The organism is Marinomonas sp. AWM4_232, assembly GCF_056158325.1.
In genome coordinates this window covers 529,943-553,762 of record NZ_JBSWTA010000001.1, presented here as the reverse complement: position 1 = coordinate 553,762, position 23,820 = coordinate 529,943, and the positions used below count along the sequence as shown (strand labels likewise).

Here is a 23,820-nt window from a genome sequence, read left to right as displayed (position 1 = left end):
ATCCCGCGACATCAGTTCCACAAACACAGCTCATCTCAGGTTGTCCTAAAGAGCGGATAGATCCAATTCTTGACGAATTTGGTGCAAAACTAAGAGCCTGTCTACAGTGTCAACTGAGTTGAATGCTCTAAATGAATCTATAGTTGGAGGAGTAAATATGTTTTACGTAGGTGTCTGCCGCTATTTTGCTACGGGAGAAGGTGTCACTATTTACGTGGCTTCTGGTAGTGAAGAATCGATTCGAGAAGCTATCCCAGCATTCTTTCTTCAAGACCTGAGTCTTTTAAGTCCATCAGATTGGGTCAAAGCAGCGGATGGTGACTGTGTCGATGAAAATCATCAATCTGATGCAGAAGCTATCAAGGTCTATTTGCCGACTTTGTGGAAGCAGATCGAAGAAATAGCGGCTGGGCGAGCTTGTCATTTAGATTTTTTCATGAAGTATCATTACAATTATGCGTAACTTTAAAGAACAGTAAGAGTTTAAGTGCTACCTAAGTATTGATATGCCAGATCAATACGTCTTCACACTTTTTGGTAATGCTTCGGCAGCTCATATCATCTATTCAAATCAAGTCGTGATGCGAATAATGATGCTATTCACATCATTTACGGATGCAAGCAGCGTATTCTAGCTAGCCACATTGTCTGGCGAAGTCTGGTCGATTCACTTCACTCTCCAAGAGGGAGTGCTATGCAAGTTAGCTATTGAGTGAGTTAGTCACTAAGAAGTGTCGATCTTTTTAGATTGCATTATCGATGTAGAGTTAATCTATTGACTATTTGGAATTAAAAAATTAATATCACCAAATAAGGGCTGAGGCTTACCTGCGGTTTGTAATGTACTTCTTACAAAACAAAGCACTCAAATCGTAAAAGTATTTTTCTATTTCCGATCCAAACATCATTCTTTGACCTTATTTAGTCAGAAGTACGCTATCTATAAAAGGGTAGGACTATAAATTAATAGGTTTTAGGATGAATCAAAATACATCACCAATAACATACCTTCCTTTAAAGAACTTCCATATTGTACCTATGGTTGATCTTTCTCCAGAAAATTTAAAGAAAGCTGCCAAAAAAACTAGTCACGATCGTGAGAAAATCTCTCATAACACCAAACTTAATGCTATAGCTAAAAAGCTTGGCATATATGGTGGATTTGCTAGCTATGAAGAAGAGTATAATGAAAAAATTCTTCCTTTCATGGCAACTCATGGTCTTGTAAAACGAAAAAATCTTTTATCTCACTCTAAAGATGGCGAATACAACTTATTTTTTCCATTTGATCGACAAGAAGTGTCAGAAAGACTGTTTTATTCTGAGGGTGAAACACCAACTAAAATTTTTACGGGTTATGATTTCGATTTTTCTGGACCAATAAGTTGGCATAGCCAAGATCTTTATGATTTGCTCAAACAAAATAAAGATTTAGAGAAAGTAATATTTGATTCTCTTCATTTGAAGAAAGAGACAGAACTTTTAACTGATACATCTGATTTGAATGAAAAGCAAAAGCATCTTCTAGAATTAGATGTTCTATCGGAAATAGTTTTTTCTATACAAGATAAGTCAAATCTTCCAAGCTTTTTTGATTATTTGAAGAATCCAAATCAAAAAGTCGAAAAAAAATATAAAGATATCTCAATTAAGATTATAGACTTGCTTATTCTTAACTATAGATATCATATGCGACCTCTTTATAATTTATTGGGTGGGCTTCTTACAGACACTAATGAAGAACCAGTAATGAAGATTTACTTTCCTAAAGATATGGATAGTGATGAAGCTATAGATGAGCTAAATCTTTATACATTCTTGCAGAAATTAATTAGTATGAGAGTAAGGGTAAGTAATGAAGGGTGGGTTAATGTGCTCCCCTATAATGAAAATATCATTTTCCTTAAAGATGGGTTTGGTAATTATGATTTTCTGATACGAAATCAGCGTAATAAAATTTTCGATCATCAGATTTATGGCGAGAATCTAAAAAGATCTGATATTCCTAAATTTAATCACGATTACCAGTATAAACGTTGGTTTTACTTCGAGTATGAGGGTAATAGAGAGTTAGAAAGGCACAAGGCTGAAAAGTATTACTACGAAGGGGAGGGAAGTCTTTCTAACTATCCAATTACTAATGATATATTGCAAGATTACTTTCAAGCCACTGGTCAGTATAAGTTAGATAAAAGGTCTTCAAGTACAAAGATAGAAGGGTTTTATCCTAGACTCATTGATGGGAAACAACTAATGGTTTCTCAGTTAGTATCAATTGATGAGTTGATCGAATTTATAAATGAGAATCCTGACTACTATAGTTACCGTAAGGGAGAGTCTCTTTTGCCGGTTAATAGTGAAAGAGATTCTAGTCTTCCTGCATCATGTACATACTATGATGTTCTAGCTTATATAAAATGGTTTGAAGAGAAAAAAGGTATTCCAATTCGTCCCTTATCGGTTTCAGAATACCATTCTTTGAGAAAAAGTGGTTACTCTACTCGTAATAAAGTTACTGGTAGTGATATGAACTTCTTCGATAGTAAGGGAGGTATGTTTGAAGGTCACCCACCTTACATGGAAGAGGCTGAATTTGATAAACTTCACTTAAGGTTTAAGAATTCAATCCAGTATTTTAATGTGGAAGGTTTTAATTTTATTGATTCTGACTGTTTCTGTGAATGGCTAATGGAAGGTGTTCAGATTAGATCAGTAAGTCTTTCTTCTTTCTATAAGGATAAAAATATCATGCGTTCCTGTGGGCCCAAAGACTCAACAGGAAAATACAAGGGAGTTAAAACAGGTTTTAGGCTTTGTTATGAATTAGCTTAATGCACAATATTATTGTGGTGGCTTTAGTCACTGCACTTTATATTTAAAGGAATAAGAAAATGAGAAAGAAGAATTTTAATATAGCTGTTTATGTAGATATGGAAAATATTGCTTCGGCAGAATTTAACCTTGAAGAAGTAATGAACTCATTTTTAAGCGCAGATGATGAGTATAATTGTGTTTTTACAATAAAGGCCGCATACGGAAATCAAGCGACAGCTAAGAAAACTTTAAAAAGTCAAATATTGGAACACAATTTCAATATTATTGATACTCCAAAAATAGGAAAGGAGAAAAATAGAGCTGATTTGCTCTTGAGCTTAGATGCTTTTGAAAGTCTATATTTAGATAATCCAAGAGTTGATAGATATTGCTTTATGACAACAGATTCTGATTTTACTGTTATAGCTGACAAGTTAAGGAAGTTCGGAAGAGAGGTGTGGCTAGTATGCAAAAAAGAGGATAAAGGAAGAGCAATAATAGCTAAGTCATTTGATAATTTATTATTCTTTGAAGATTTTCAATCTAAACAAGATGTGCAAGAAGTTTCAGATTTAGATAGATTGTTCATTCGTGCAGTTAGAAATATGAATCAAGCCAAGTTGCCAACTAACGTTTCAGTAGCTAATGATAAGATGACTGCATTAGATCCAAGCTTTAAAGTGAATAAAACTGAATTTAAAACTTTCATGAAATTTATAAATTCAATGTCTGAAAAAGGCTATGTTAAGCTAGAAACGTTAACTACTGGAGAGAATCGAATAGTTGAGATATGTGTGTAGAATTGATTGATTTAAATTCTCACTATTTAACTTTAAATAGTTAACGGTTTAATTTAAATTCAGTGCAAGTAAAAATTATCTACGGTGCAATGAGCTTGCTAGAGAAAATTAACAGTCGAATTGATTTTTGATCAAAAAATGACCGCCTAATGATGCGGTCTGTAGGGGGACAAAGTTAACGTTTTAATTCTTTGCCCCCATGTGTGGTGCTGGCATAAAACGGTGCTAGAGGTCTGGAGACAGTATGCCACGTAGGTTCTTAAAGCATGTTTTTGAAGCTGTGCTGATCAGATCATCCATGTAGGCGTTTTCACGCTGATCCTTGCGAATTGCCAAATACAATTTACACCATACGCCTTCTTCGCCCAGTGATTTTGTGATCGCGTATTGGCGATTGGTGTACTCTGTTAAAGCCCAATTCGGCAGACAACAAATTCCTCGACCACTGGCAACTAGTTGCATCATCATTAGCGTCAGCTCGCTGTGGCGAATTTTTGCAGGAGCGATACCAGCAGGACTTAAGAAGTGTTTAAAAATGTCTAAGCGCTCTGATTCAACCGGATAGGTGATAAGGGTCTCATTCTTGAAGTCTTCAGGAACGAGATAGTCTTTTTTAGCGAGCGGATGGTGTCGCGATAAGGCCACCTGAGATTCGTATTGAAATAGCGGTATGTACTCGATATTTGGTAAATCTTGAGGGTCAGAAGTGACCACTAGATCCAAATCTCCGCGCGCCAATGCGGGTAGTGGCATAAAGCTAAATGCGGTAGATAGATCGAGTTCGACATCAGGCCAATGCTCTCGGAAATGATCAATAGTTGGCATGAGCCACTCAAAGCAACTGTGGCACTCTATCGCAATGTGTAGGCGGCCACTTTCACCTTCTGCATAGCGCTGAATATCTCGCTGTGCTGAACGAAACGCCATTAAAACATCATCAGCGAGCTGCAGTAAGCGCAGACCTGCGCTGGTGAAGCGAACGGGTTTCGTTTTTCGAATAAAAAGAGGGCAACCTAGCTTTTCTTCTAGGTCTTTAAGTTGGTGTGACAGTGCAGACTGGGTTAGATGTACTCGCTCAGCCGCCTCAACTAGGCTTCCTGTGTCTCTCAGTGCGGTAAGGGTCTTAAGATGCCTAACTTCAATAATGCTCATAATAATCTCGAGTTTTTGAGTTTTATTCAGCTCATAACGTATAAAAAAGGCTCGTGCCAGATACCTCTAACTACGAGCCTTACGAGATTGTCTTAGTTACAGATCAAAAATTCAAGTAAAGCTTTCTGAGCGTGCAAGCGGTTTTCTGCTTCGTCCCAGACAACAGAGTCAGGATGGTCGATGACTTCACTGGTCACTTCTTCGCCGCGGTGTGCTGGTAAGCAGTGCATAAATAATGCGTCAGCTGCCGCAAGCGCCATCAACTCTTGGTTTACTTGGAAACCGTCGAAGTCACGTAGACGCTGCTCTTGCTCGTCTTCTTGCCCCATAGAGGCGAATACATCCGTTACTACAAGGTTTGCCCCTGTGACGGCTTCCTGGACGTTGTGCGTTACTGTCACGCAGTGTTGGTTCTCTGAAAGAATTTGCCCATTTGGCTCATAGCCTTTCGGGCAAGCAACCACAAGGTTGAAGCCAAGCATATCTGCTGCATTCATGTATGAGTGGCACATGTTGTTACCATCACCCACCCAAACGACTTTTTGGCCTTCAATCGATCCGCGGTGCTCAAGGTAAGTTTGCATATCCGCAAGCAATTGGCATGGATGATAATCATCCGTTAATGCGTTAATGACCGGAACACTAGAGTTGGCTGCAAACGTTTCTACCATGCCATGATCAAAGGTACGAATCATGACAGCATCCACCATACTTGAAATGACACGAGCGCTGTCTTCAACAGGTTCACCGCGGCCTAGTTGTGTGTCACGAGGTGATAGGAATAGAGCGTGTCCACCAAATTGCGCCATACCTGCTTCAAAAGATACTCGGGTTCGTGTGGATGACTTCTCGAAAATCATCGCAAGAACTTTGTTCTTCATTGGTTCGTATAGCGTGCCTTCACGGTGCATTTTTTTAAGTTCAGTGGCACGTGAAAGTAGTTGCTTTAGCTCGTCAGACGATAGGTCTTTCAGAGTCAAAAAATGTCTCGGCGACACGATATTGCTCCTGTCAAAATTCAACCAATAATATAAAGAATCAGCCAATTTAATACACAGGTCGCCTGTAGTAAAGAGGAGGTCGTCTGTATTAAAGAAGCTTTAGGTGAAATACGGGCATTCATCACGTGTTTTGATAAGGGGAGGGTTGTAAAAAAAATTAACATCCCCATACTTCTCTAAAAATACACCCTTCACGTCGTTCGTTGACGAGCGACCGAATTATGAGGTTTACCGATCGTGAGCAACACTATTGATACAATCAAAGAGCAGATTAATAACAACCCTATTTTGCTTTACATGAAAGGCACACCGCGCATGCCTCAGTGTGGATTTTCTGCACAAACTGTTCAAGCACTGATGGCTTGTGGCGAACGCTTTGCTTTCGTAAATATTTTAGAAAACCCAGATATTCGTGCTGAATTGCCTAAATACGCTAACTGGCCAACCTTCCCACAACTTTGGGTGAAAGGCGAGTTGATTGGCGGATGTGATATTGTTGTTGAGATGGCTCAAAATGGCGAGTTACAAACACTGATTACTGAAGCTGCTGAAGAGCAAGAAGGCGAGTAAGTATTCTTGCTTGGTTTATACCGAGCGCTCTAAGTGTTTAAAAAATACCTCATGAAGTCTTCTTTATGAGGTGTTTTTGTTTTCATTCTTCATAAAGTTCTAAGGGCAGACCGTCGGGGTCTTGGAAAAATGTGAAGCGCTTGCCCGTTATTTCATCTAGGCGGATGTCTTCTACAGGGATGTTCTGTTCCATTAAATAATCGACAGTCTCATCTAGTTTCGTTGTTTTAAAAGCAAGGTGCCTTAGCCCTTGGGCTTCAGGGAAAGAAGGTCTTTCAGGAGCGCCTGGAAACGAAAACAGCTCAATTTGTGTATGGTCATCGACCCCCAAGTCTAATTTGTACGAATCACGCTCCTTTCGATATGTCTCGCGAAGCACTTTAAAACCCAGCAGCTGATGGTAGAAGGTTTTCGAACGCTGATAATCTGAGCAAATAATTGCAATATGGTGCACACCACTAACCGAAAAGCTCATCATTTCTATTGCCCATAACTTTGGGTTTTTAGTTCATTGGCAAGTTCAATGACTTGCTTTCTGAACCAGATGTGACTGGCATCATGATGCAATAAAGGGCTCCAAATCATTTTCAGCTCAATAGGTGGAATGGCAAATGGAGGGTCCAAGATAACGAAATCTGGGTTGTTACGGTTGATCAAGGCAACCTTTCTCGGCAACGTTGCAATCAGATCTTGTTCAAGAGCTAAGTGCATGGCCGTGTGGTAACTACGGGTAAACACACGAATGCTTCGCTTGCGTCCTTGCCTTTGCAGAGCCTCGTCAACCCATCCAAGTTTCTGGACATCTGTTGGGTCCATGCCAACCCCTACACCAAAACCTGTTTTACTTACCCAAATATGTTGCGCTTCAAGGTATGTTTCTAAAGTAAAGTTTTGAGCAATGGGGTTATCGGCGGCCATCATGCAGACAAATGTGTCTAGCCAAACACTTTTCTCGTGAAAGGATTGTGGTAACTCTTCGAAGCGGTTAATCGCCATATCAATCTTTCCTGCTTCCACGTCATGGAAAGTGACATCACTTGGCGTCATGATATCGATGGTAATACCGGGAGCGTTCTCACGTAATCGGTTAAGTAGCCTTGGTATGACCGTGGAGGCGGCATAGTCACTCGCCATGATTCGGAAAACTCTGGTAGATGTTTTCTCATTGAAGTCGGCTTCAGGCTGGAGTGCTTCTTCGAGCTCCAATAGTACCTTTCTGACAATTGGTTGTAAGCGTATAGCCTTTTCTGTTGGCTTCATGCCTTCGCTCGTGCGCACTAGCAATGGATCATTCAGAAGATCTCTTAGTCTTTTTAAGCCATTACTCATGGCGGGTTGAGTAATATTTAATTTGTTTGCAGAACGCGTGACATTGCACTCTCGAAGTAAAACATCCAAGTAAATGAGCAAATTGAGGTCGATCTTATTTATATTCATGCTTCTTATGTGCGCTATAAGTGTAATAACTAGATGAGAATAATTGTATTGCTCACAAAAGAAAGTACAAGTTTTTTGCGTGTGTAAACTAAGAATGCAAAATCAGCCCCGCTTATTAGGAGAAGAAAGAAAGCGAGGCTTGTGAATTACTGTTTAATTGTTAGTTCTCGTTGGAACGTATGGTTAGGGGATTGTAATTGCTTCAAGTTTTCCAGTGTGGTGTCTGCGATGTGCCTTAGTGCAATATCAGTAAAATAGCCTTGATGACCAGTTACAACGACATTTGGGAAAGTAAGAAGGAGTTGGAAGACGCTGTCATAAATAATGTGATCGGACATGTCTTCGAAGAAGAATTTACCTTCTTGTTCATACACATCAAGCCCTAAATATCCTATTTTTCCACTGTAGAGCCCATCAATGGCTTCTTGTGCATTTACTAAAGCACCACGACTGGTATTGATGATCATCACGCCATCTTTCATTTTCTCAAGGCTGTTTTTGCTAATTAAGTGGTGTGTTGAGGCGTTTAAAGGGCAATGAAGGCTGATGACATCGCTTTGCGCATAGAGAGATTCAAGATCTAAGTATTCGGCGCCAAGCTCTATGAGTCGTTGGTTTTGTGCTAAATCGTAGCAAATTACGCGACAGCCAAATCCCATCATAATTCGGCAGAAGGCCTCGCCAATGCGGCCAGTTCCAATGCAGCCGACGGTTTTCCCTTCTAGGTTGAAGCCCATTAGCCCCTCAAGAGCAAAATTGCCTTCTTTTACTCTATGGTAAGCGCGATGTATTTTACGGTTTAGCGTCAAAATTAGTGCGACGGCATGTTCCGCAACAGAGGTTGGGCTATAGTCTGGGACGTGGAATACTGGAATCGATAACGCTTTAGCACAATACAAATCAACGTTATTGTAGCCTGCGCAGCGTAAAGCGATGGCCTTGATACCTCTAGCCGATAACTGCTCTAAAACTTCTCGACTTAAGTCATCATTTACAAAGCAGGATACGGCATCATAGCTCTGTACGAGGGACACTGTTTCGATACTGAGGCGGCTTTCAAAAAACACAAGCTCTAGATTTGTCGCATCTTTCGATGCGGCCTCTAGGGTGCGTCTGTCATAAGGTTTACAAGAGAAAACAGCAACTTTCATGGGGTCCTCCAAAGAGCAAGTATTATGTGTAATATAGAGTGCAAAGCGGCGCATAGTGAGCTGCAATGACCAGCTCTTTGATCTATCTCAAATTCAAGCTCATGCCTATGAAAATTCTAGTTTTATAAAGTTACAAAAAAAACGATTAAGCCATTGACCTAGTCCTCTAAACAACCTTACAATCGAGATGTTTAAATAATTGGCGCTATTTATGTACAGTGTCCCTTGCGGCCAAATACGGATTGTCCTGTTTTGTCATAAGTAATACCGAGTTCTTTAAGCAATGCCCGTTGTAGCAATACAACATTAATAAAACTTATTTCAAACAGGAATATCATTATGTCAGACGTAGTTACTGGTACAGTTAAATTTTTCAACGAAACTAAAGGTTTTGGTTTCATCACTCAAGAGTCTGGTCCAGACGTATTCGTTCACTTCTCTGCGATCGACGTAGCTGGCTTCAAAACTCTTGCAGAAGGTCAAAAAGTTGAGTTTCAAGTAGCTCAAGGTAAAAAAGGCCCAGAAGCTCAAAACGTTAAACCTCTATAATTTTAGACGGTATCGTTTCTCGAAAGGCAGCTGATTCAGCTGCCTTTTTTGTTTCCTCGCTCTCCTTTACTTCCTCTTTTTGTGTTTTCTGCCTTGCTTAGGGCTACGAAAATATCGCTGCGGCACTGCCGACAAGCGTCATAACGAATAAAAACCATTTTAAGTGGGCTGGATTGGCATTAATGGCAAAGCGAACAGCAACCATTGAACCTGTCATCGTGCCTATCGCAAGAATAAGCCCTTGCTGCCACCACACCTGGTCGTTCCAGATAAATACGATCAGTGCTAGAAGCGTGAAAGATAGGGTGCATACCATTTTTAAAGCATTCGTTGTGACAAGGTCATATCGCAATGTTCCAGCAAGCGCCGCAATTAGCACGAAGCCGACACCAGCTTGTACGAAGCCACCATAAACTCCAGCCAGAAATAATGCATACCAAGCACTTGGTTTCTCTGAGACGGTATAAGGTTGAGTACCCTCTGGAACAATCACTACGCTTGGCTTAATTAGCATAACGAGAGTCATACTGATCATGGCAATTAACAACAATGGCTTAAGATAGGCTTCAGGAGAATAAGAAGCCATAATGCCACCGATCAGCCCTCCAAGAAGGGTGGGAGCAAGTACTGGAATAATGTCTGAGCGTTTTACTTTCCCTGCTTTATGAAAGCCTTTTACTCCTACGAGTCCTTGCATGAATACAGCTACTCGATTGGTTGCGTTAGCAATGTCTGCTGGCATGCCCATAACCATTAAAGCTGGAAGCGTTAGGTTTGAACCACCCCCAGCTAGGGTATTAATAATTCCGGCAAAAAAGCCGGTAATTATCAAAAGTACAATATACGTTGAGTCTAGCTCCAAAACCCTTTCTCCATATTTTTATTAAGTTTCTTGGTTTTAAGAGTGTATCGCAATTGGCTCACAAGGCATGCAAAAGTAAAACGAGCCAAATACAGAAAAATAATGATATTGAAAATAAGTGTGTAATGAATTCGCATATTTTTGTTTTCGTTTATGTGTATATGATTTTTATGGTAGGTCTTGCGTTTTTTTACCAACTTATTTGCGTTAAGCGTGCTAATTGTAATGTTAAAAAATCGATGCCTCCTTAGTTTTTATATAACTATCTGATTTATAAGTATTTTCTTTTGTTTGTAAAAAGTGTGATATGAGAATTGATTAAATAAGTATAAAAAATGTAGATAGGGTGAATTCAGAGTGCAAATAAGATGCGTAGTATTGATTAAATGTGAACGAATATTACATTGTCTGTAAGTGGCTTGCACAGTTCGAGCGCTGTACATAATAAGTGAATCAACAGAAAGGAAACCGTTTTATGAAAAAGACTCTTGTTGCTATCGCAGTTTCAAGTGCCGCATTGACTTCAATGTCTACATTCGCAGCTGACGACACAGTTAACTTCGATGTATATGGTAACATTCAGCTTGCTTACATCGATTCAGATAAGTCTGATACTGGTGAAATTAAAGATAACGGCTCTACATTTGGCTTCCAAGGTAGCACAGCGATCAGTGATGACATGACAGGTTTCTTCAAGTATGAACTTGAAGCGGATGCAGATGAAAAAACTAGTGATATTGATGTAAACCTAGACCAAGCATACGTTGGTTTGCAGGGCTCTTTCGGTAAAGTCCAAGTCGGTTCTTTTGACACTATTTACAACAATGCAATTCAAGATGTTTATGATCAGTTTGAGGCCCTAGGAGTTCACACTGCTCAAACAGTTAAAGAAGGAGATACAATTGCATACTACTCTCCATCTTTTGGTGGCTTTGAGGTTCAAGCATCTGCAGCGCTTAAAGATTCTGCTGAAGACAATGCTGCTGAGTCTGAAGACGGTACTGCTATGAACTTAGTTCTTAAGTACTCTTTAGATGCTCTAACGGTTGCTGTTGGTTATGATGATGGTGAAAACACAGGTGACGGCGAGTCAAGCACAACAGGTCTAAATTTAACTTACCAAGTAACTCCAGCGTTTTCTCTAGGTGCTCAGTACGAAGAAGTAGAAGACTACTCTAAAGCATTTGGTCTAGCGGCTCGCTTTAACTACGGTTCTGGTGATGTATACGCAACACTTCAGAAAGTTGATCTTGATGATGTAAACAGCTTCGGAGTTGATGATTACGATGTTTACGGTGTAGGTGTAACTTACGACTTAGCTTCTAACATGTATGTATACGCTGAATACGGTCAGAATGCATCTTTTAACGATGATGACGTAATGACAGCAGATGACGACAAAACAACTGCAATTGGTGCTACATACCTATTCTAATCCCTTACCTCTAAGTGGATTATGTTTACTCTAAGGCTCCCAATTGGGAGCCTTATGTTAAATGTGATCATTCAAGGTTCCATACGTCCTTTTTCGTTCGGAGATAGACTGACTGGAACATTTAGGCATTAGGTCGTTGACCTAGTGCCTTTTTTTATATGAATTGTTGCCTATTGCTTTCAAATATTAATAGACTTAGTCGTCTATTATTTGATCAGGTTGTCGTTCATGTTAAATATGAATTTCTCAGTACCTGTACTCTTGAATGCAGAGCAGTTGGAATGGGTGCCTAGCCCAATGCCTGGAGTGGACAGAAAACCTCTAGCTAGAGAAGACATGGAGCGTGGTCATGCAACCAGTATTGTTCGCTATGCACCCGGTTCTATCTTTCGTCCTCACCCTCATCCTCTTGGAGAAGAGATTTTGGTGCTGTCGGGGGAATTTTGTGATGAGACGGGGTGCTTTCCACAGGGAACCTATTTTCGAAACCCTCCAGGATCAAGTCATGCTCCTTTCAGCTCAAAGGGGTGTATATTATTCGTCAAGCTACATCAATTTCAGCCTTTAGATACTCAACAAGTGGTTTCTAAGGCTCAGGCGTTTCATGAACTGCCGCTCCGTCACTATGTTGCTCTACATGAATATGAAACGGAAAGGGTCGGTTTTATTCGGCTGGATGTAGGGGATGAGCGGGCACTTAAATCCTTGCTGCCGATTGATGATGGTGCTGTTGAATTGCTGGTGGTAAGTGGCTCTATCCGTTATGGCGAACATTCATATCCGTCGCTAAGTTGGTTGCGTTTACCCGTGCTAGACTGGCATATATTCTCTATCTCAGAACAAAGCATCTTGTGGGTAAAGCAAGGTCATTTTTAACCAAGGAACATTATGAGCCAGTATATTATCTCCCCTGAAGCAGAAGTCTCTTTACCTATCGAAGGGATGCCAGAAAGGTTCCCTGTGCGTCGCGTTTATTGTGTGGGGCGAAACTACGCTGCTCATGCTCGTGAGATGGGCGATGACCCTTCTAGAGATTTGCCATTTTTCTTTTGTAAAGATAAGACCTGTGTACAGTGGGTAGCTCCTGGTGAGGATAATTTTATACCCTATCCTCAGGCAACAAAGCAGCTTGAATATGAAGTTGAACTAGTTGTTGCGTTGACAAAAGGGGGGAAGAATCTAACGTTAGCTGAGGCTGATGGGGCGATTTGGGGCTATAGTGTTGGTCTTGATATGACTCGTCGAGACTTACAGTCTCAAGCTAAGCAGAAAGGGCGACCTTGGGAGTCTGGTAAAGCTTTCGATCACAGTGCTCCTATGTCATCGATTGTTCCTAGAAATGGCGAAGCAATACTTAATCAAGGTGATATTGCGCTAAGTGTGAACGGAAAGCTTATGCAGCACAGCAATCTCTCTCATTTAACCTGGGATTTGGCTGAGGTGGTTGTGAAGCTATCTGAGCAATTTGAATTACGCCCGGGAGATCTGATTATGACAGGTACCCCTGAGAACGTAGGGGCAGTTCAAGCGGGAGATATAATGGAAGCCTCCGTGGAAGGTGTTGGCAAGATTGTGGTTCAAGTACGCTAAAATTAGCTTTGTAAGTTGTTGAAGGCTAGAAATGCAGTATTAAGTGACTCTGCCTGTTTAGTGAGTCCTTTTTCATGGAGTAGATAAGCTGCAGTTTCAGCAGTACACAAGCCACCATCGAGTTGGTTGCGACGTCTTTGAAAGCTCGATTGTTGGTTAGGGATTGCGTAGTGCTGGAACCTTTTTAGATACTCTGTCCTGTTATATATTTTACGCGCTTGCTGCCAAGTACCATCTAGAAGGATGACATGCTCGGCTTGGCTAACCGTTAAAGGTTCTGAGAGTGAATCAAAATGCTTAGGCTCTGCTGTTGGGTAAATGAGTAATGTTTTGTCTAACGGTAAGCTTGCGAGTTGCTCATCGGGCTCTGTTCTTTTCCATACAACGACAGTGCATGCTTGAGGGAATTGAGCCTTAACGATTTGGCCTGTGCCGTTAGGTTTTTTAAGCTCTTCGGAGTGAGTCAGTAGCCAGATATGCATGAGGAAGTTCTATAACGCAGTGCGGTGATGAGTATCAGTTCATCATAGCAAAAAGTGGAGGGGAGGGTTTAGTGTCCTCTCCACTTTTCTAAAAGGCTATTCTTTACCGATAGAACCGATTTTGTGGATGCTTAAATCCGCACCGTTAAACTCTTCTTCTTCTGTTAGGCGTAGTCCAGAAATTGCTTTGACAGCTCCATAAACGACAAAGCCACCTAATAATGCAACGCCAACCCCTGCAAGTGTGCCAATTAGCTGGGCGGTGAAGCTTACGCCACCAAGTCCACCTAGAGTTGAGCTGCCAAAAATGCCTGCAGCAATGCCACCCCAAGCACCACAAATGCCGTGAAGTGGCCAAACGCCTAGCACGTCATCAACAGAGTGCAATTTTTGTTGGATCCATGTGAATAGTACGGTGAATAAGATGCCTGCAATGCCACCAGTGATTAATGCGCCGATTGGATGCATGACATCAGACCCTGCACAGACCGCGACTAAACCTGCTAAGGGACCATTATGAATAAAGCCTGGGTCGTTTTTACCAATCAGCATGGCGGTCAATACGCCGCCCACCATGGCCATCAAAGAGTTGACAGCAACAAGGCCGCTGACACCATCAAGTGTTTGCGCTGACATAACGTTAAAGCCAAACCAGCCAATACAAAGGATCCACGCTCCCAGTGCTAGGAATGGAATGTTAGAGGGAGCAAAAGCAACCAGTTTGCCTTGACGAAAGCGGCCGTTACGAGTGCCAAGCAAAAGAATGGCTGCTAAGGCAACCCAGCCGCCAACACCATGTACTACAACTGATCCAGCAAAGTCGTGGAAGCTTGCGCCGTAGTTCGCTTCTAGCCAGTCTTGGAAACCATAATTACCATTCCAAATAATACCTTCAAAAAATGGGTAAACTAAGCCAACGATAACAGCAGCTGAGATGAGCATAGGATAAAATTTCGCACGTTCTGCAACACCACCAGAAATAATGGCAGGGATCGCTGCGGCAAAAGTCATCAGGAAGAAAAACTTCACCAGCTCATAGCCGTTATTCGCAGATAGCACCTCAGCGCTATCAAAGAAAGTAACGCCGTAGGCGATTTGATAACCGACGAAAAAGTATACGAGCGCCGAGACTGCGAAGTCTGTCATGATTTTTACTAGAGCGTTGACTTGATTCTTGTGTCGAACGGTGCCGACTTCCAAGAATGCAAAGCCTGCATGCATAGCGAAGACCATTATCGCGCCGAGTAGAATAAATAAGGTATTTGAACTTGAGACTAATGTCTCAACTGCACTATTAATGTGATCCACGTCTTCTCCTGTTAATGTATTTTTGCACCGTTTTGGTGTTTTTGTTGTCTTTATGCTTTTTTTTGATTCATAAATTGCGTAATTGAGGTGTCCATTCCTCGGCGTGAGTCTGAATAAGCAATAAATGCGCCTTTATTGTTCTTTTTTGGTGCCAATGTTTGTTTTTAGTGCTATCGAGTGATTTGTCTTGGTGCTTTTGGTTTAGGTTGTCAATAAAGTGTCACTTTGGAGGCTTATACTTGAAGAGGATATGGTGTCTGACAATAAATAGAATGTACTGTGCACCCTTTGTGTAATTTTGGGGTTTCTATTTTTTTGTAGTCGACATATTATCGATTGGTAGCTGTTTAAAAATAACTCAAATGTAAAAGGGATTTAGGCAGCACAAAGGAACACTATCTCGCTGGATTGGCGGGATGAACAGTTTAACAAGCTACCGATGAGGGTAGTAAGCGTAAAAGAGGTTGTTATGTCAGATCAATTGGTATCCGGTATCGTTAAATGGTTTAACGACGAGAAAGGATTTGGTTTTATTGAACGTGATGGCGGTTCGGATGTTTTTGTTCATTTCCGCGCTATTAATGGTACTGGTCGCCGTACCTTGCAGGAAGGTCAAAAAGTCACGTTTGAGGTAACTCAAGGTCAAAAAGGTCCTCAAGCTGAGAATGTCACGATTGTTTGATCTGACATAGAAAGTAAAAAGCCAAGCAATTTGCTTGGCTTTTTTGTGCCTGTTTATCTCATTACTCGATCATTCCTAGGCTTACCCAGTAAAGCAGATCTGGATCCGCTTCACGTGGTAATTCGAATGGAATGAACTTCTGGTCTTCATTTAAGTATCGGCTTTTCGGGAAGCTGTCTACTAAGATGCTCAAGTTCTGTTTCGCTTCTTCGTATAACCCTAAGTCCATATATGCTTGAATTGTGACAGCTAGTGCTTCTTCAACAGAAGGGGTTGAAGGGTAGTGTTGGATGACTTCTTGACCTCTACGCAGAGCAGACAGTGGTGCTTTACGCTTGAAGTAATAATGGGCAATGGCCAGCTCTTGTTCTGCAATCAAGTTACGCAAGTACACCATTCTCGATTTTGCATCCGGCGCATACTCACTGCTTGGGAAGCGACGTAGGAAGTCAGCAAATTCACTAAATGCTTTATCAAATTCACTGGTGTCTCTTTCCGCTGGATTAAGATCTAAATAACGTCCCAAAAAGGTTTCCGCACCTTTGTAAGTAGACAGGCCGCGCATGTAGTATGCGTAATCCAGAGCGTTGTTATCTGGATAATTTTTAATGAAGCGTTCAGCTGTTGCATGTGCTGCAGCATAGTTGCCTGCTTCAAATTGAGCGTAGATTAGATCTAAGCGAGCTGGAATGGAGTATTCGCCAAATGGATAGCGTGTTTCAAGTTCTTTAAGATGTTCCGCTGCGGTCGTGGGAAGGTTATTGTCCAGCGCTTCTTGAGCAAGACGAAAATACTCTTTTTCGGGCAAGTCAGGTTTTACGTTCGGTTGGTTGCTTGAACAGGCTGTTAAAACAGCGTAAAAGCTCGCAATTGTCAGAAATCGTGACAATGTCTTATTAAATCCCATGTATAATACAACCCTAGTAAACGAGGCATAGCCTGCAATCATGGCTATGCGGTTAGCATATTTCGCGTCGAGAGGACGCAGCATCGAGCATAGAAAGTTTATTGTATGGCAGAGCGCATAGTAAAAGAAGCCCAAGTTACGTTGGATTTCTCCGGTCAGCGATTTGATCAAATTGCTACCGAATTATTTTCAGATTATTCACGTTCAAGAATCCAAAGCTGGATCAAAGAAGGTGTCTTGCTTGTTGATGGTAAGCAAACCAAACCTAAAGAAAAGTTGTTTGGTGGTGAGACGATCACCTTAGATGTTGAGTTAGAAGAGCAGGCCGTTCATGACGCTCAAGAGATACCGCTTGAGATTGTCTACGAAGATGAAGACATTTTAGTTATCAACAAGCCTGCGGGCCTAGTCGTTCATCCAGCAGCTGGACACAGCGATGGGACTTTGCTTAATGCTATTTTGCATCATGCCCCTGAAACAGCCATGGTGCCACGAGCTGGCATTGTGCATCGTTTGGATAAAGAAACGACAGGCTTAATGGTGGTGGCTAAGACGCTGCAAGCGCAGACGGATCTGGTTGCTCAACTTCAAGATCGCAGTATGGGGCGTGAATATGAGGCTATTGCCATCGGTGCAATGACCGGTGGCGGCGTAGTGGATGAGCCCATTGGTCGTCACCCACACAGCCGTCAGAAAATGGCTGTTGAGCCTATACACGGAAAAGAAGCGATCACTCATTACCGATTGATTAAGCGTTACAATAACCATACCCATATTCGCCTAAAGCTGGAAACGGGTCGTACGCACCAGATTCGTGTGCACATGGCGCATATCCAGTACCCACTGGTTGGTGATCCGCAATACGCAGGTCGTTTAAAAATGCCGAAGGGATGCTCTCCGGAGCTTCAAGAAGGTTTGCGTGGCTTCCGTCGCCAAGCGTTGCATGCGAAGAAGTTAGAGCTTTCTCACCCTGCTACAGGTGAGTGGATGGAGTGGGAAGTGGATTTACCAGAAGATATGTTGGGGTTGATTCAAATTCTTGAGACAGATTTGGATAACGGCGGACAAAACCAATATATGTAATGTGATATGTTTCAAAAAGGCAGCTGCGGCTGCCTTTTTATTTGCCTGTGAATTTGATGGTGATTGAAATGGATAAAATGAAAGAGCTAGTTGTGCCTGAGTGGCCTGCTCCTCGTATGGTAAAGGCCTGTGTTTCAACTCGATTAGGTGGAATGAGTAAGGGCGTCTATCAGGGGATGAACTTAGGGGGTCATGTTGGTGATGCTCCAGACCAAGTTGAAGCAAACCGAGCTGAGTTGAAGCGCCTTACGAATTACCCTAATACGATTCAATGGCTCAACCAAGTGCACTCAAATATCGCCATCGAGTTGCCAACAGAGGCTGATGAGCGAACTGCCGATGCGTCTTTTACTAAGCAGGATAATACGGTTTGCGCAGTCTTAACGGCAGATTGTTTGCCGGCAATCTTCACCAATAAAGAAGGTACCCAAGTGGCAGCAGCGCACGCTGGGTGGCGTGGGTTGTGTGATGGAGTGTTGGAATCGACTCTGAAGCAATTTGATGAGCCTAGTGACGTGTTGGTTTGGCTCGGGCCAGCTATCGGTCCAGATTGCTTTGAAGTGGGAGCAGAAGTGCGTCAAGCATTTATGGATGTGGACCCTGAGGCTGAAAGCGCTTTTAAGTCTTCACCGAATCAAGGTAAGTGGCTTGGTGATTTGTATCTAATCGCTAAACAGCGCTTGGCCAAATTAGGTTGTCAGCAAGTGTTTGGTGGTGACTTGTGTACTGTGACAGACAAAGAACGCTTTTACTCCTACCGTCGTGATGGAGTAACCGGTCGAATGGCGACACTTATTTGGATAGAAAAATGATGACTGTCAAAAAAATGACACTCATCCATTGAAAAGCAAAATAGTGATCTTATAAAGCTAGTAGAAGACAGTTTTGTTATCGATTTCGGAGGTCATTATGCGAATTGATCGATTAACCAGTAAGTTGCAAATTGCTCTATCAGATGCTCAGTCTGTGGCGCTAGGGCAGGATCACAATTACATTGAAGCCGTGCATTTGTTGATAGCGTTGCTTGATCAGCAGGGTGGTGGCGTACGACCTATTCTGCAACAGTCTGGCGTGCAGATAACGAAGTTTCGTGAAGAGTTAAATAAGATTCTAGAGCGTATGCCGAAAGTCTCTAACCATGATGGCAACGTACAAATGTCACCAGAGTTGGGGCGGTTGCTTAACTTAGCCGATAAAGAAGCGCAAAAGCGTAAGGACCAATATATTTCATCAGAGCTGATCCTGCTGGCAATGTTTGATGGTAAAGATGATGTGGCTAAGGCGCTCAAAGCAACGGGCGTTACCAAAGCCGATATCGCTTCGGTCATCGATTCCATTCGTGGCGGTGATGCAGTCAACGACCCTAATGCTGAGGAGAACCGTCAGTCGTTAGACAAGTTTACTGTGGACTTAACTGCTCGCGCTTCAGAAGGTCGTTTAGATCCTGTGATTGGTCGTGACGATGAGATCCGTCGTACGATCCAAGTATTGCAGCGTCGTCGCAAAAACAACCCTGTACTGATTGGTGAGCCCGGGGTGGGTAAAACTGCCATTGTTGAAGGTTTGGCGCAGCGCATCATTAATGGAGAGGTGCCCGAAGGTCTCAAGAATAAGCGTGTCTTGTCCCTAGACATGGGGGCCTTGATCGCGGGGGCAAAATACCGTGGTGAATTTGAAGAGCGTTTGAAAGGCGTTTTGAATGAATTGGCGAAGCAAGAGGGCCAGATCATTCTGTTTATTGATGAAATCCATACCATGGTAGGAGCTGGTAAATCAGAAGGCTCTATGGATGCAGGCAACATGTTAAAGCCTGCTCTAGCTCGTGGTGAGCTTCATTGTGTGGGTGCAACCACATTGGATGAGTATCGCCAGTTTATTGAGAAAGATGCAGCGCTTGAGCGTCGTTTCCAGAAGGTGTTGGTTGAAGAGCCAAATGTGTTGGATTCCATCGCTATTTTGCGTGGCTTAAAAGAGCGCTATGAAGTGCACCACGGTGTTGATATTACCGACTCGGCAATCATTGCTGCTGCGAAGCTGTCTCAGCGTTATATCACGGATCGCCAACTGCCAGATAAGGCGATTGACCTGATTGATGAAGCGGCCAGCCGCATTCGCATGGAGATGGACTCTAAACCAGAGGAAATGGATCGTCTAGAGCGTCGTTTGATTCAGCTTAAGATTGAACAAGAAGCTCTTAAGAAAGAAAAAGATAAAGCCTCAAAACAGCGTTTAGCTGAGCTTGAAGATGATATCGATGGTTTGGAAAAGCAATTCTCAGATCTGGAAGAAATTTGGAATGCTGAGAAGGCAGCCGTTCAAGGTGCACAAAAGCTTAAAGAAGAGTTGGAAGGTGTGCGCCAAGAAATGGAAGAGGCACGTCGACAAGGTAACTTGGCAAAAATGTCTGAGTTGCAATACGGTGTCATTCCGATGTTAGAGGCAGAAATCGAAAAGGCAACGCAAGACGAAGAGCATGAGGCAGAAACTCAGCTGCTGAAAAACCGCGTGACAGAAGAAGAGATCGCCACAGTAGTCTCTCGCTGGACAGGTATTCCAGTGGATAAAATGCTTGAAGGTGAGCGCGATAAACTGCTACGTATGGAAGACGCGTTACATGAATCGGTGATTGGGCAGGATGAAGCGGTGAATGCGGTTTCCAATGCGGTGCGTCGCTCGCGCTCAGGTTTGGCAGATCCAAATCGTCCCAATGGTTCTTTCTTATTCTTAGGCCCGACTGGTGTGGGTAAGACTGAGTTGTGTAAATCGTTGGCGAAGTTCTTGTTTGATACCGAGCAGGCAATGGTGCGTGTCGATATGTCTGAGTTTATGGAGAAGCACTCTGTTGCACGTTTGATTGGTGCGCCTCCAGGTTATGTTGGTTACGAAGAAGGTGGTTACTTAACAGAAGCGGTGCGTCGTCGTCCATATTCAGTGTTACTACTGGATGAAGTGGAGAAAGCGCATCCGGATGTGTTTAACATTCTTTTGCAGGTGTTGGATGATGGTCGTTTAACGGATGGTCAGGGGCGTACGGTCGACTTCCGCAACACGGTTGTGGTGATGACCTCTAACCTAGGCTCTGACATGATTCAAGAATATCGTAGTAACGACGAATACGAAGCCATTAAGAGCAAGGTGATGGAAGTGGTAGGCACGCATTTCCGTCCAGAGTTTATTAACCGTATCGACGAAACGGTGGTGTTCCACCCATTGATGCAATCGCAGATCAAAGGCATTGCTAAGATTCAGTTGGCGCATCTTAATGATCGTTTGGCTGAAATGGGAATGACGATGAATTTAAGTGATGCGGCTATGGAGCGCTTGGCTGAAGTGGGCTATGACCCAATCTATGGTGCGCGTCCTTTGAAGCGTGCTATCCAGCAATGGATTGAAAACCCATTGGCGAACGAGCTTTTAGGTGGTAGGTTTGTTGCAGGCGACTTGATTAAAGTGGATGTTAACGAGGAAGGAATGACCTTCGAAGCGTTACAGGAAACTTTGCAAGCATCGTAAGCGATTGACCTGAAAGTACAACTGCAAAAAAGCCTGCTTAAGTAAGCAGGCTTTTTTGTATCTAATAGCTGTCTAGTTTAGAAGTCAGCAAAAACACCTACGAAGAAACCGTCAAACTCGATCTCAGAGTCGATACTGCCTTCATCAATGTCGAAGTTAGCTGTGCGGTAACCGCCTTCTACACCCACGATAAATGGAGACTGATATTTAATCTTGAACGTGGTGTCGTTAATGCTTGAGTCTCCCACTGCTAAGGTTTTGATTTCACCGCCAATTTGGAGAGGCAGAGTAGGAATCGTAAAGTAAGCGGATAGGTATCCAGTCGGTAGTACAGCACTTTCAGATGCTGCAGAGTTGCCTACACGAGCATCAATATCTAGGTCGCGTAGAGAGATACCTACATCAAGATCAAGCCATGCAAGGCCATCAAGGATCTCGTAGTAAAGGGTGTAGTCAGTACTGTCGATTTTGATATCAGCGTCAGCGCTATAACCTTCCAGTGTCGAGCCTTGAAGGCGAACGTTAGGGATCACTGGTACAGGGTGTTCGAAAGCAATACCGTAGTAAGTGTTGTCTTCGCCGTCGAAATCAACATTACGCGTGGTGTTGTCGATGCGGCCATCAAACGAGGCATCAGGAGAAAATTGTCCTACCTCTGCAGTAAGACCGAGAATATCTGCTTGGGCAGCGCCTGCAAAAAGTAGAGTAGAGGCAATCAAAGCTTTCTTCATGAAAGTAGTCCCTATAGTGAGTTTGATTTTCACGGATTATAACTAAGTGTGAATTAAAAACTAAGGGAAGAGGGAAGAAAGTCAGAATATTTTTGATGGCTGGGGTAGCTGGATTCGAACCAACGCATGACGGGATCAAAACCCGTTGCCTTACCGCTTGGCTATACCCCAACTTATCAAAAAGCTGGTGGCTATGACTAGATTCGAACTAGTGACCCCATCATTATGAGTGATGTGCTCTAACCAACTGAGCTACATAGCCTTGTGCTGAAATGTATTTTGATGGCTGGGGTAGCTGGATTCGAACCAACGCATGACGGGATCAAAACCCGTTGCCTTACCGCTTGGCTATACCCCAATTCATCAAAATTGGTGGCTATGACTAGATTCGAACTAGTGACCCCATCATTATGAGTGATGTGCTCTAACCAACTGAGCTACATAGCCTTTGCAAGAGAGTGGCTGGGGTAGCTGGATTCGAACCAACGCATGACGGGATCAAAACCCGTTGCCTTACCGCTTGGCTATACCCCAACAATCTCGCAACACAGACAGTTTTGAAACAATGCTTCGCTGTGTCTGTGGCGCGATATTATTCATATAACCCATTCATGGGTCAAGGTTTTTTTTGAAAAAAGTTAAACATTAAAACGGAAGTGCATAACATCGCCATCTTTCACGATGTAGTCCTTACCTTCTAGACGCCATTTGCCTGCTTCTTTCGCACCGTTCTCGCCTTTGTATTGAATAAAATCGTTGTAGGCAACGACTTCGGCACGGATAAAACCTTTCTCAAAGTCTGTATGGATCACGCCAGCGGCCTGAGGGCCTGTAGCGCCTTGTTTAACTGTCCATGCGCGGACTTCTTTAACGCCTGCTGTGAAGTAAGTCTGAAGGCCTAGTAGCTCGTAGCCTGCACGGATGACGCGATCAAGGCCTGGTTCTTCCATGCCCATTTCGTCTAGGAACTCTTGCATTTCTTCGGCATCAAGCTCAGAAATTTCAGCTTCAAGCTGGTTACAGATCGGTACCACCATAGCGCCTTCTGCTTCGGCGATCTCGCGCACAACGTCTAGGTGAGGGTTGTTTTCAAAGCCGTCTTCGGAAACGTTGGCAATGTACATGGTTGGCTTAGTGGTTAGCAGGTGAAGTTGCTTAACCGCTTTCTTTTGATCGTCTGTGAGATCCATCGAGCGAACTGGTAGGCCATCTTCTAGATGTGCTTTGATGCTTTCTAGAAACTCTTTATGCGCAATGGCTTCTTTATTGCCGCTCTTAGCGTTCTTGGCAGTACGCAGAATCTGCTTATCAATGGATTCGATGTCTGCAAAGATCAGCTCAAGGTTGATGACCTCGATGTCCGCTTTTGGGTTTACTTGATTGGCAACGTGGATAACGTTGTCATCTTCGAAACAACGTACAACGTGTGCAATCGCATCTGTTTCGCGGATATTGGCAAGGAATTTGTTTCCTAGCCCTTCACCTTTCGACGCGCCTTCAACAAGACCTGCGATATCAACGAATTCCATTGTCGTCGCTAATACGCGTTCTGGTTTTACGATTTCTGCTAGAGCGTCTAGACGTGGGTCAGGCATGGCCACTACACCAGCGTTTGGCTCAATAGTACAGAAAGGGAAGTTTTCAGCGCCGATACCGGCTTTGGTTAGCGCATTGAACAGAGTTGATTTGCCGACGTTTGGTAAGCCGACGATACCGCAATTAAAGCCCATAAAGATTTCCTAAAGCTGGTAGT

At 42.8% G+C, this 23,820-nt stretch carries 23 protein-coding genes and 5 tRNA genes; 12 read left to right on the top strand and 16 right to left on the bottom strand.

What is annotated here, in order from left to right; genetic code table 11:
* Positions 1-157 precede the first annotated feature (157 nt).
* The 3 genes from ACXAC1_RS02635 (at position 158) to ACXAC1_RS02625 (ending at position 3,614) form a co-directional block, all read left to right on the top strand.
* Positions 158-463, top strand: coding sequence for a hypothetical protein (locus ACXAC1_RS02635; protein WP_475058432.1), 306 nt, complete (start codon positions 158-160; stop codon positions 461-463).
* Between the two features lie 515 nt (positions 464-978).
* Entirely contained in the window at positions 979-2,832 is a 1,854-nt protein-coding gene (locus ACXAC1_RS02630) for a hypothetical protein (RefSeq protein ID WP_475058429.1), read from the top strand.
* A 59-nt stretch (positions 2,833-2,891) separates the two neighbouring features.
* Entirely contained in the window at positions 2,892-3,614 is a 723-nt protein-coding gene (locus ACXAC1_RS02625; protein WP_475058426.1) for an NYN domain-containing protein, read from the top strand.
* A 225-nt stretch (positions 3,615-3,839) separates the two neighbouring features.
* Here ACXAC1_RS02625 and ACXAC1_RS02620 read toward each other — a convergent pair whose 3' ends face one another.
* Positions 3,840-4,766, bottom strand: a complete 927-nt coding sequence (locus tag ACXAC1_RS02620) for a LysR family transcriptional regulator (RefSeq protein ID WP_266099527.1) — start codon at positions 4,764-4,766, stop codon at positions 3,840-3,842.
* Between the two features lie 92 nt (positions 4,767-4,858).
* Positions 4,859-5,764, bottom strand: coding sequence for an ornithine carbamoyltransferase (gene argF, locus ACXAC1_RS02615; RefSeq protein WP_475058423.1), 906 nt, complete (start codon positions 5,762-5,764; stop codon positions 4,859-4,861).
* A 240-nt stretch (positions 5,765-6,004) separates the two neighbouring features.
* Between argF and grxD the strand changes: the two genes are divergently transcribed.
* The gene (gene grxD, locus ACXAC1_RS02610) at positions 6,005-6,337 is read left to right on the top strand and encodes a Grx4 family monothiol glutaredoxin (RefSeq protein WP_475058420.1); all 333 of its coding nucleotides are present in this window, start codon (positions 6,005-6,007) and stop codon (positions 6,335-6,337) included.
* Positions 6,338-6,419: 82 nt separating this feature from the next.
* Here grxD and gloA2 read toward each other — a convergent pair whose 3' ends face one another.
* The 3 genes from gloA2 to ACXAC1_RS02595 all read right to left on the bottom strand — a co-directional run bounded on the left by gloA2 (position 6,420) and on the right by ACXAC1_RS02595 (position 8,925).
* Positions 6,420-6,815, bottom strand: a complete 396-nt coding sequence (gloA2, locus tag ACXAC1_RS02605; RefSeq protein WP_475058417.1) for an SMU1112c/YaeR family gloxylase I-like metalloprotein — start codon at positions 6,813-6,815, stop codon at positions 6,420-6,422.
* 2 nt (positions 6,816-6,817) lie between these two features.
* Positions 6,818-7,774 carry a LysR family transcriptional regulator gene (locus ACXAC1_RS02600; protein ID WP_133562679.1) on the bottom strand — a complete coding sequence of 319 codons (957 nt, stop codon included), beginning with the start codon at positions 7,772-7,774 and terminating at the stop codon, positions 6,818-6,820.
* Between the two features lie 146 nt (positions 7,775-7,920).
* A complete protein-coding gene (locus tag ACXAC1_RS02595; protein ID WP_475058414.1) occupies positions 7,921-8,925 on the bottom strand; it encodes a 2-hydroxyacid dehydrogenase in 1,005 nt (334 codons plus the stop codon).
* Between the two features lie 339 nt (positions 8,926-9,264).
* On the opposite strand from ACXAC1_RS02595, the gene ACXAC1_RS02590 reads away from it, so the two are divergent.
* Positions 9,265-9,474 (top strand): cold-shock protein, encoded by a 210-nt coding sequence (locus tag ACXAC1_RS02590; protein ID WP_115468518.1) that lies wholly within the window; start codon positions 9,265-9,267, stop codon positions 9,472-9,474.
* A gap of 103 nt (positions 9,475-9,577) precedes the next feature.
* Here the strand turns inward: ACXAC1_RS02590 and ACXAC1_RS02585 are convergent, their stop codons facing one another.
* Positions 9,578-10,336, bottom strand: a complete 759-nt coding sequence (locus ACXAC1_RS02585) for a sulfite exporter TauE/SafE family protein (protein WP_475058411.1) — start codon at positions 10,334-10,336, stop codon at positions 9,578-9,580.
* Positions 10,337-10,811: 475 nt separating this feature from the next.
* Between ACXAC1_RS02585 and ACXAC1_RS02580 the strand changes: the two genes are divergently transcribed.
* The 3 genes from ACXAC1_RS02580 to ACXAC1_RS02570 all read left to right on the top strand — a co-directional run bounded on the left by ACXAC1_RS02580 (position 10,812) and on the right by ACXAC1_RS02570 (position 13,361).
* Complete coding sequence (locus ACXAC1_RS02580) at positions 10,812-11,771, top strand: porin (RefSeq protein WP_475058409.1); 960 nt, start codon at positions 10,812-10,814, stop codon at positions 11,769-11,771.
* A 228-nt stretch (positions 11,772-11,999) separates the two neighbouring features.
* A complete protein-coding gene (locus tag ACXAC1_RS02575; protein WP_475058406.1) occupies positions 12,000-12,647 on the top strand; it encodes a cupin domain-containing protein in 648 nt (215 codons plus the stop codon).
* A 12-nt stretch (positions 12,648-12,659) separates the two neighbouring features.
* Positions 12,660-13,361 carry a fumarylacetoacetate hydrolase family protein gene (locus ACXAC1_RS02570; RefSeq protein WP_475058403.1) on the top strand — a complete coding sequence of 234 codons (702 nt, stop codon included), beginning with the start codon at positions 12,660-12,662 and terminating at the stop codon, positions 13,359-13,361.
* 2 nt (positions 13,362-13,363) lie between these two features.
* Here the strand turns inward: ACXAC1_RS02570 and ACXAC1_RS02565 are convergent, their stop codons facing one another.
* Both ACXAC1_RS02565 and ACXAC1_RS02560 read right to left on the bottom strand, forming a co-directional pair.
* Positions 13,364-13,843, bottom strand: coding sequence for a tRNA-uridine aminocarboxypropyltransferase (locus ACXAC1_RS02565; protein ID WP_475058400.1), 480 nt, complete (start codon positions 13,841-13,843; stop codon positions 13,364-13,366).
* Positions 13,844-13,939: 96 nt separating this feature from the next.
* Positions 13,940-15,151, bottom strand: coding sequence for an ammonium transporter (locus ACXAC1_RS02560; RefSeq protein WP_475058397.1), 1,212 nt, complete (start codon positions 15,149-15,151; stop codon positions 13,940-13,942).
* A gap of 469 nt (positions 15,152-15,620) precedes the next feature.
* Here ACXAC1_RS02560 and ACXAC1_RS02555 point away from each other — a divergent pair, with 469 nt between their 5' ends.
* A complete protein-coding gene (locus ACXAC1_RS02555) occupies positions 15,621-15,833 on the top strand; it encodes a cold-shock protein (protein ID WP_417507979.1) in 213 nt (70 codons plus the stop codon).
* Positions 15,834-15,894: 61 nt separating this feature from the next.
* Here ACXAC1_RS02555 and ACXAC1_RS02550 read toward each other — a convergent pair whose 3' ends face one another.
* Positions 15,895-16,740: an outer membrane protein assembly factor BamD gene (locus ACXAC1_RS02550; RefSeq protein WP_475058394.1), complete on the bottom strand. Its 846-nt coding sequence runs from the start codon at positions 16,738-16,740 to the stop codon at positions 15,895-15,897.
* 105 nt (positions 16,741-16,845) lie between these two features.
* On the opposite strand from ACXAC1_RS02550, the gene rluD reads away from it, so the two are divergent.
* The 3 genes from rluD (at position 16,846) to clpB (ending at position 21,336) form a co-directional block, all read left to right on the top strand.
* On the top strand, positions 16,846-17,823 hold the full coding sequence (rluD, locus tag ACXAC1_RS02545) for a 23S rRNA pseudouridine(1911/1915/1917) synthase RluD (RefSeq protein ID WP_475058392.1): 978 nt from the start codon (positions 16,846-16,848) through the stop codon (positions 17,821-17,823).
* A gap of 68 nt (positions 17,824-17,891) precedes the next feature.
* The gene (gene pgeF / locus ACXAC1_RS02540) at positions 17,892-18,635 is read left to right on the top strand and encodes a peptidoglycan editing factor PgeF (RefSeq protein WP_475058389.1); all 744 of its coding nucleotides are present in this window, start codon (positions 17,892-17,894) and stop codon (positions 18,633-18,635) included.
* Between the two features lie 97 nt (positions 18,636-18,732).
* Positions 18,733-21,336, top strand: a complete 2,604-nt coding sequence (clpB, locus tag ACXAC1_RS02535) for an ATP-dependent chaperone ClpB (RefSeq protein WP_475058386.1) — start codon at positions 18,733-18,735, stop codon at positions 21,334-21,336.
* Positions 21,337-21,413: 77 nt separating this feature from the next.
* Here the strand turns inward: clpB and ACXAC1_RS02530 are convergent, their stop codons facing one another.
* The 7 genes from ACXAC1_RS02530 to ychF all read right to left on the bottom strand — a co-directional run bounded on the left by ACXAC1_RS02530 (position 21,414) and on the right by ychF (position 23,797).
* Positions 21,414-22,067, bottom strand: coding sequence for a TIGR04219 family outer membrane beta-barrel protein (locus ACXAC1_RS02530; protein WP_475058384.1), 654 nt, complete (start codon positions 22,065-22,067; stop codon positions 21,414-21,416).
* Positions 22,068-22,163: 96 nt separating this feature from the next.
* Positions 22,164-22,238 (bottom strand) — tRNA-Gln (locus ACXAC1_RS02525).
* A gap of 14 nt (positions 22,239-22,252) precedes the next feature.
* Positions 22,253-22,329, bottom strand: a tRNA-Met gene (locus tag ACXAC1_RS02520).
* 21 nt (positions 22,330-22,350) lie between these two features.
* Positions 22,351-22,425: transfer RNA gene (locus ACXAC1_RS02515), tRNA-Gln, on the bottom strand.
* A 12-nt stretch (positions 22,426-22,437) separates the two neighbouring features.
* A tRNA-Met gene (locus ACXAC1_RS02510) sits at positions 22,438-22,514 on the bottom strand.
* Between the two features lie 12 nt (positions 22,515-22,526).
* A tRNA-Gln gene (locus ACXAC1_RS02505) sits at positions 22,527-22,601 on the bottom strand.
* 104 nt (positions 22,602-22,705) lie between these two features.
* Entirely contained in the window at positions 22,706-23,797 is a 1,092-nt protein-coding gene (gene ychF / locus ACXAC1_RS02500) for a redox-regulated ATPase YchF (protein ID WP_475058382.1), read from the bottom strand.
* Positions 23,798-23,820: the final 23 nt, after the last annotated feature.

Excerpts from the sequence above, each read along its gene's own strand:
- ACXAC1_RS02530 (WP_475058384.1), bottom strand. The coding sequence starts at position 22,067 with ATGAAGAAAGCTTTGATTGCCTCTACTCTACTTTTTGCAGGCGCTGCC.
- ACXAC1_RS02595 (WP_475058414.1), bottom strand. The coding sequence starts at position 8,925 with ATGAAAGTTGCTGTTTTCTCTTGTAAACCTTATGACAGACGCACCCTA.
- ACXAC1_RS02635 (WP_475058432.1), top strand. The coding sequence starts at position 158 with ATGTTTTACGTAGGTGTCTGCCGCTATTTTGCTACGGGAGAAGGTGTC.
- rluD (WP_475058392.1), top strand. The coding sequence starts at position 16,846 with ATGGCAGAGCGCATAGTAAAAGAAGCCCAAGTTACGTTGGATTTCTCC.
- ACXAC1_RS02550 (WP_475058394.1), bottom strand. The coding sequence starts at position 16,740 with ATGGGATTTAATAAGACATTGTCACGATTTCTGACAATTGCGAGCTTT.
- ACXAC1_RS02580 (WP_475058409.1), top strand. The coding sequence starts at position 10,812 with ATGAAAAAGACTCTTGTTGCTATCGCAGTTTCAAGTGCCGCATTGACT.
- ACXAC1_RS02575 (WP_475058406.1), top strand. The coding sequence starts at position 12,000 with ATGTTAAATATGAATTTCTCAGTACCTGTACTCTTGAATGCAGAGCAG.
- ACXAC1_RS02555 (WP_417507979.1), top strand. The coding sequence starts at position 15,621 with ATGTCAGATCAATTGGTATCCGGTATCGTTAAATGGTTTAACGACGAG.
- ACXAC1_RS02620 (WP_266099527.1), bottom strand. The coding sequence starts at position 4,766 with ATGAGCATTATTGAAGTTAGGCATCTTAAGACCCTTACCGCACTGAGA.
- gloA2 (WP_475058417.1), bottom strand. The coding sequence starts at position 6,815 with ATGATGAGCTTTTCGGTTAGTGGTGTGCACCATATTGCAATTATTTGC.
- ychF (WP_475058382.1), bottom strand. The coding sequence starts at position 23,797 with ATGGGCTTTAATTGCGGTATCGTCGGCTTACCAAACGTCGGCAAATCA.
- clpB (WP_475058386.1), top strand. The coding sequence starts at position 18,733 with ATGCGAATTGATCGATTAACCAGTAAGTTGCAAATTGCTCTATCAGAT.
- ACXAC1_RS02590 (WP_115468518.1), top strand. The coding sequence starts at position 9,265 with ATGTCAGACGTAGTTACTGGTACAGTTAAATTTTTCAACGAAACTAAA.
- ACXAC1_RS02625 (WP_475058426.1), top strand. The coding sequence starts at position 2,892 with ATGAGAAAGAAGAATTTTAATATAGCTGTTTATGTAGATATGGAAAAT.
- pgeF (WP_475058389.1), top strand. The coding sequence starts at position 17,892 with ATGGATAAAATGAAAGAGCTAGTTGTGCCTGAGTGGCCTGCTCCTCGT.
- ACXAC1_RS02570 (WP_475058403.1), top strand. The coding sequence starts at position 12,660 with ATGAGCCAGTATATTATCTCCCCTGAAGCAGAAGTCTCTTTACCTATC.
- ACXAC1_RS02630 (WP_475058429.1), top strand. The coding sequence starts at position 979 with ATGAATCAAAATACATCACCAATAACATACCTTCCTTTAAAGAACTTC.
- ACXAC1_RS02565 (WP_475058400.1), bottom strand. The coding sequence starts at position 13,843 with ATGCATATCTGGCTACTGACTCACTCCGAAGAGCTTAAAAAACCTAAC.
- ACXAC1_RS02600 (WP_133562679.1), bottom strand. The coding sequence starts at position 7,774 with ATGAATATAAATAAGATCGACCTCAATTTGCTCATTTACTTGGATGTT.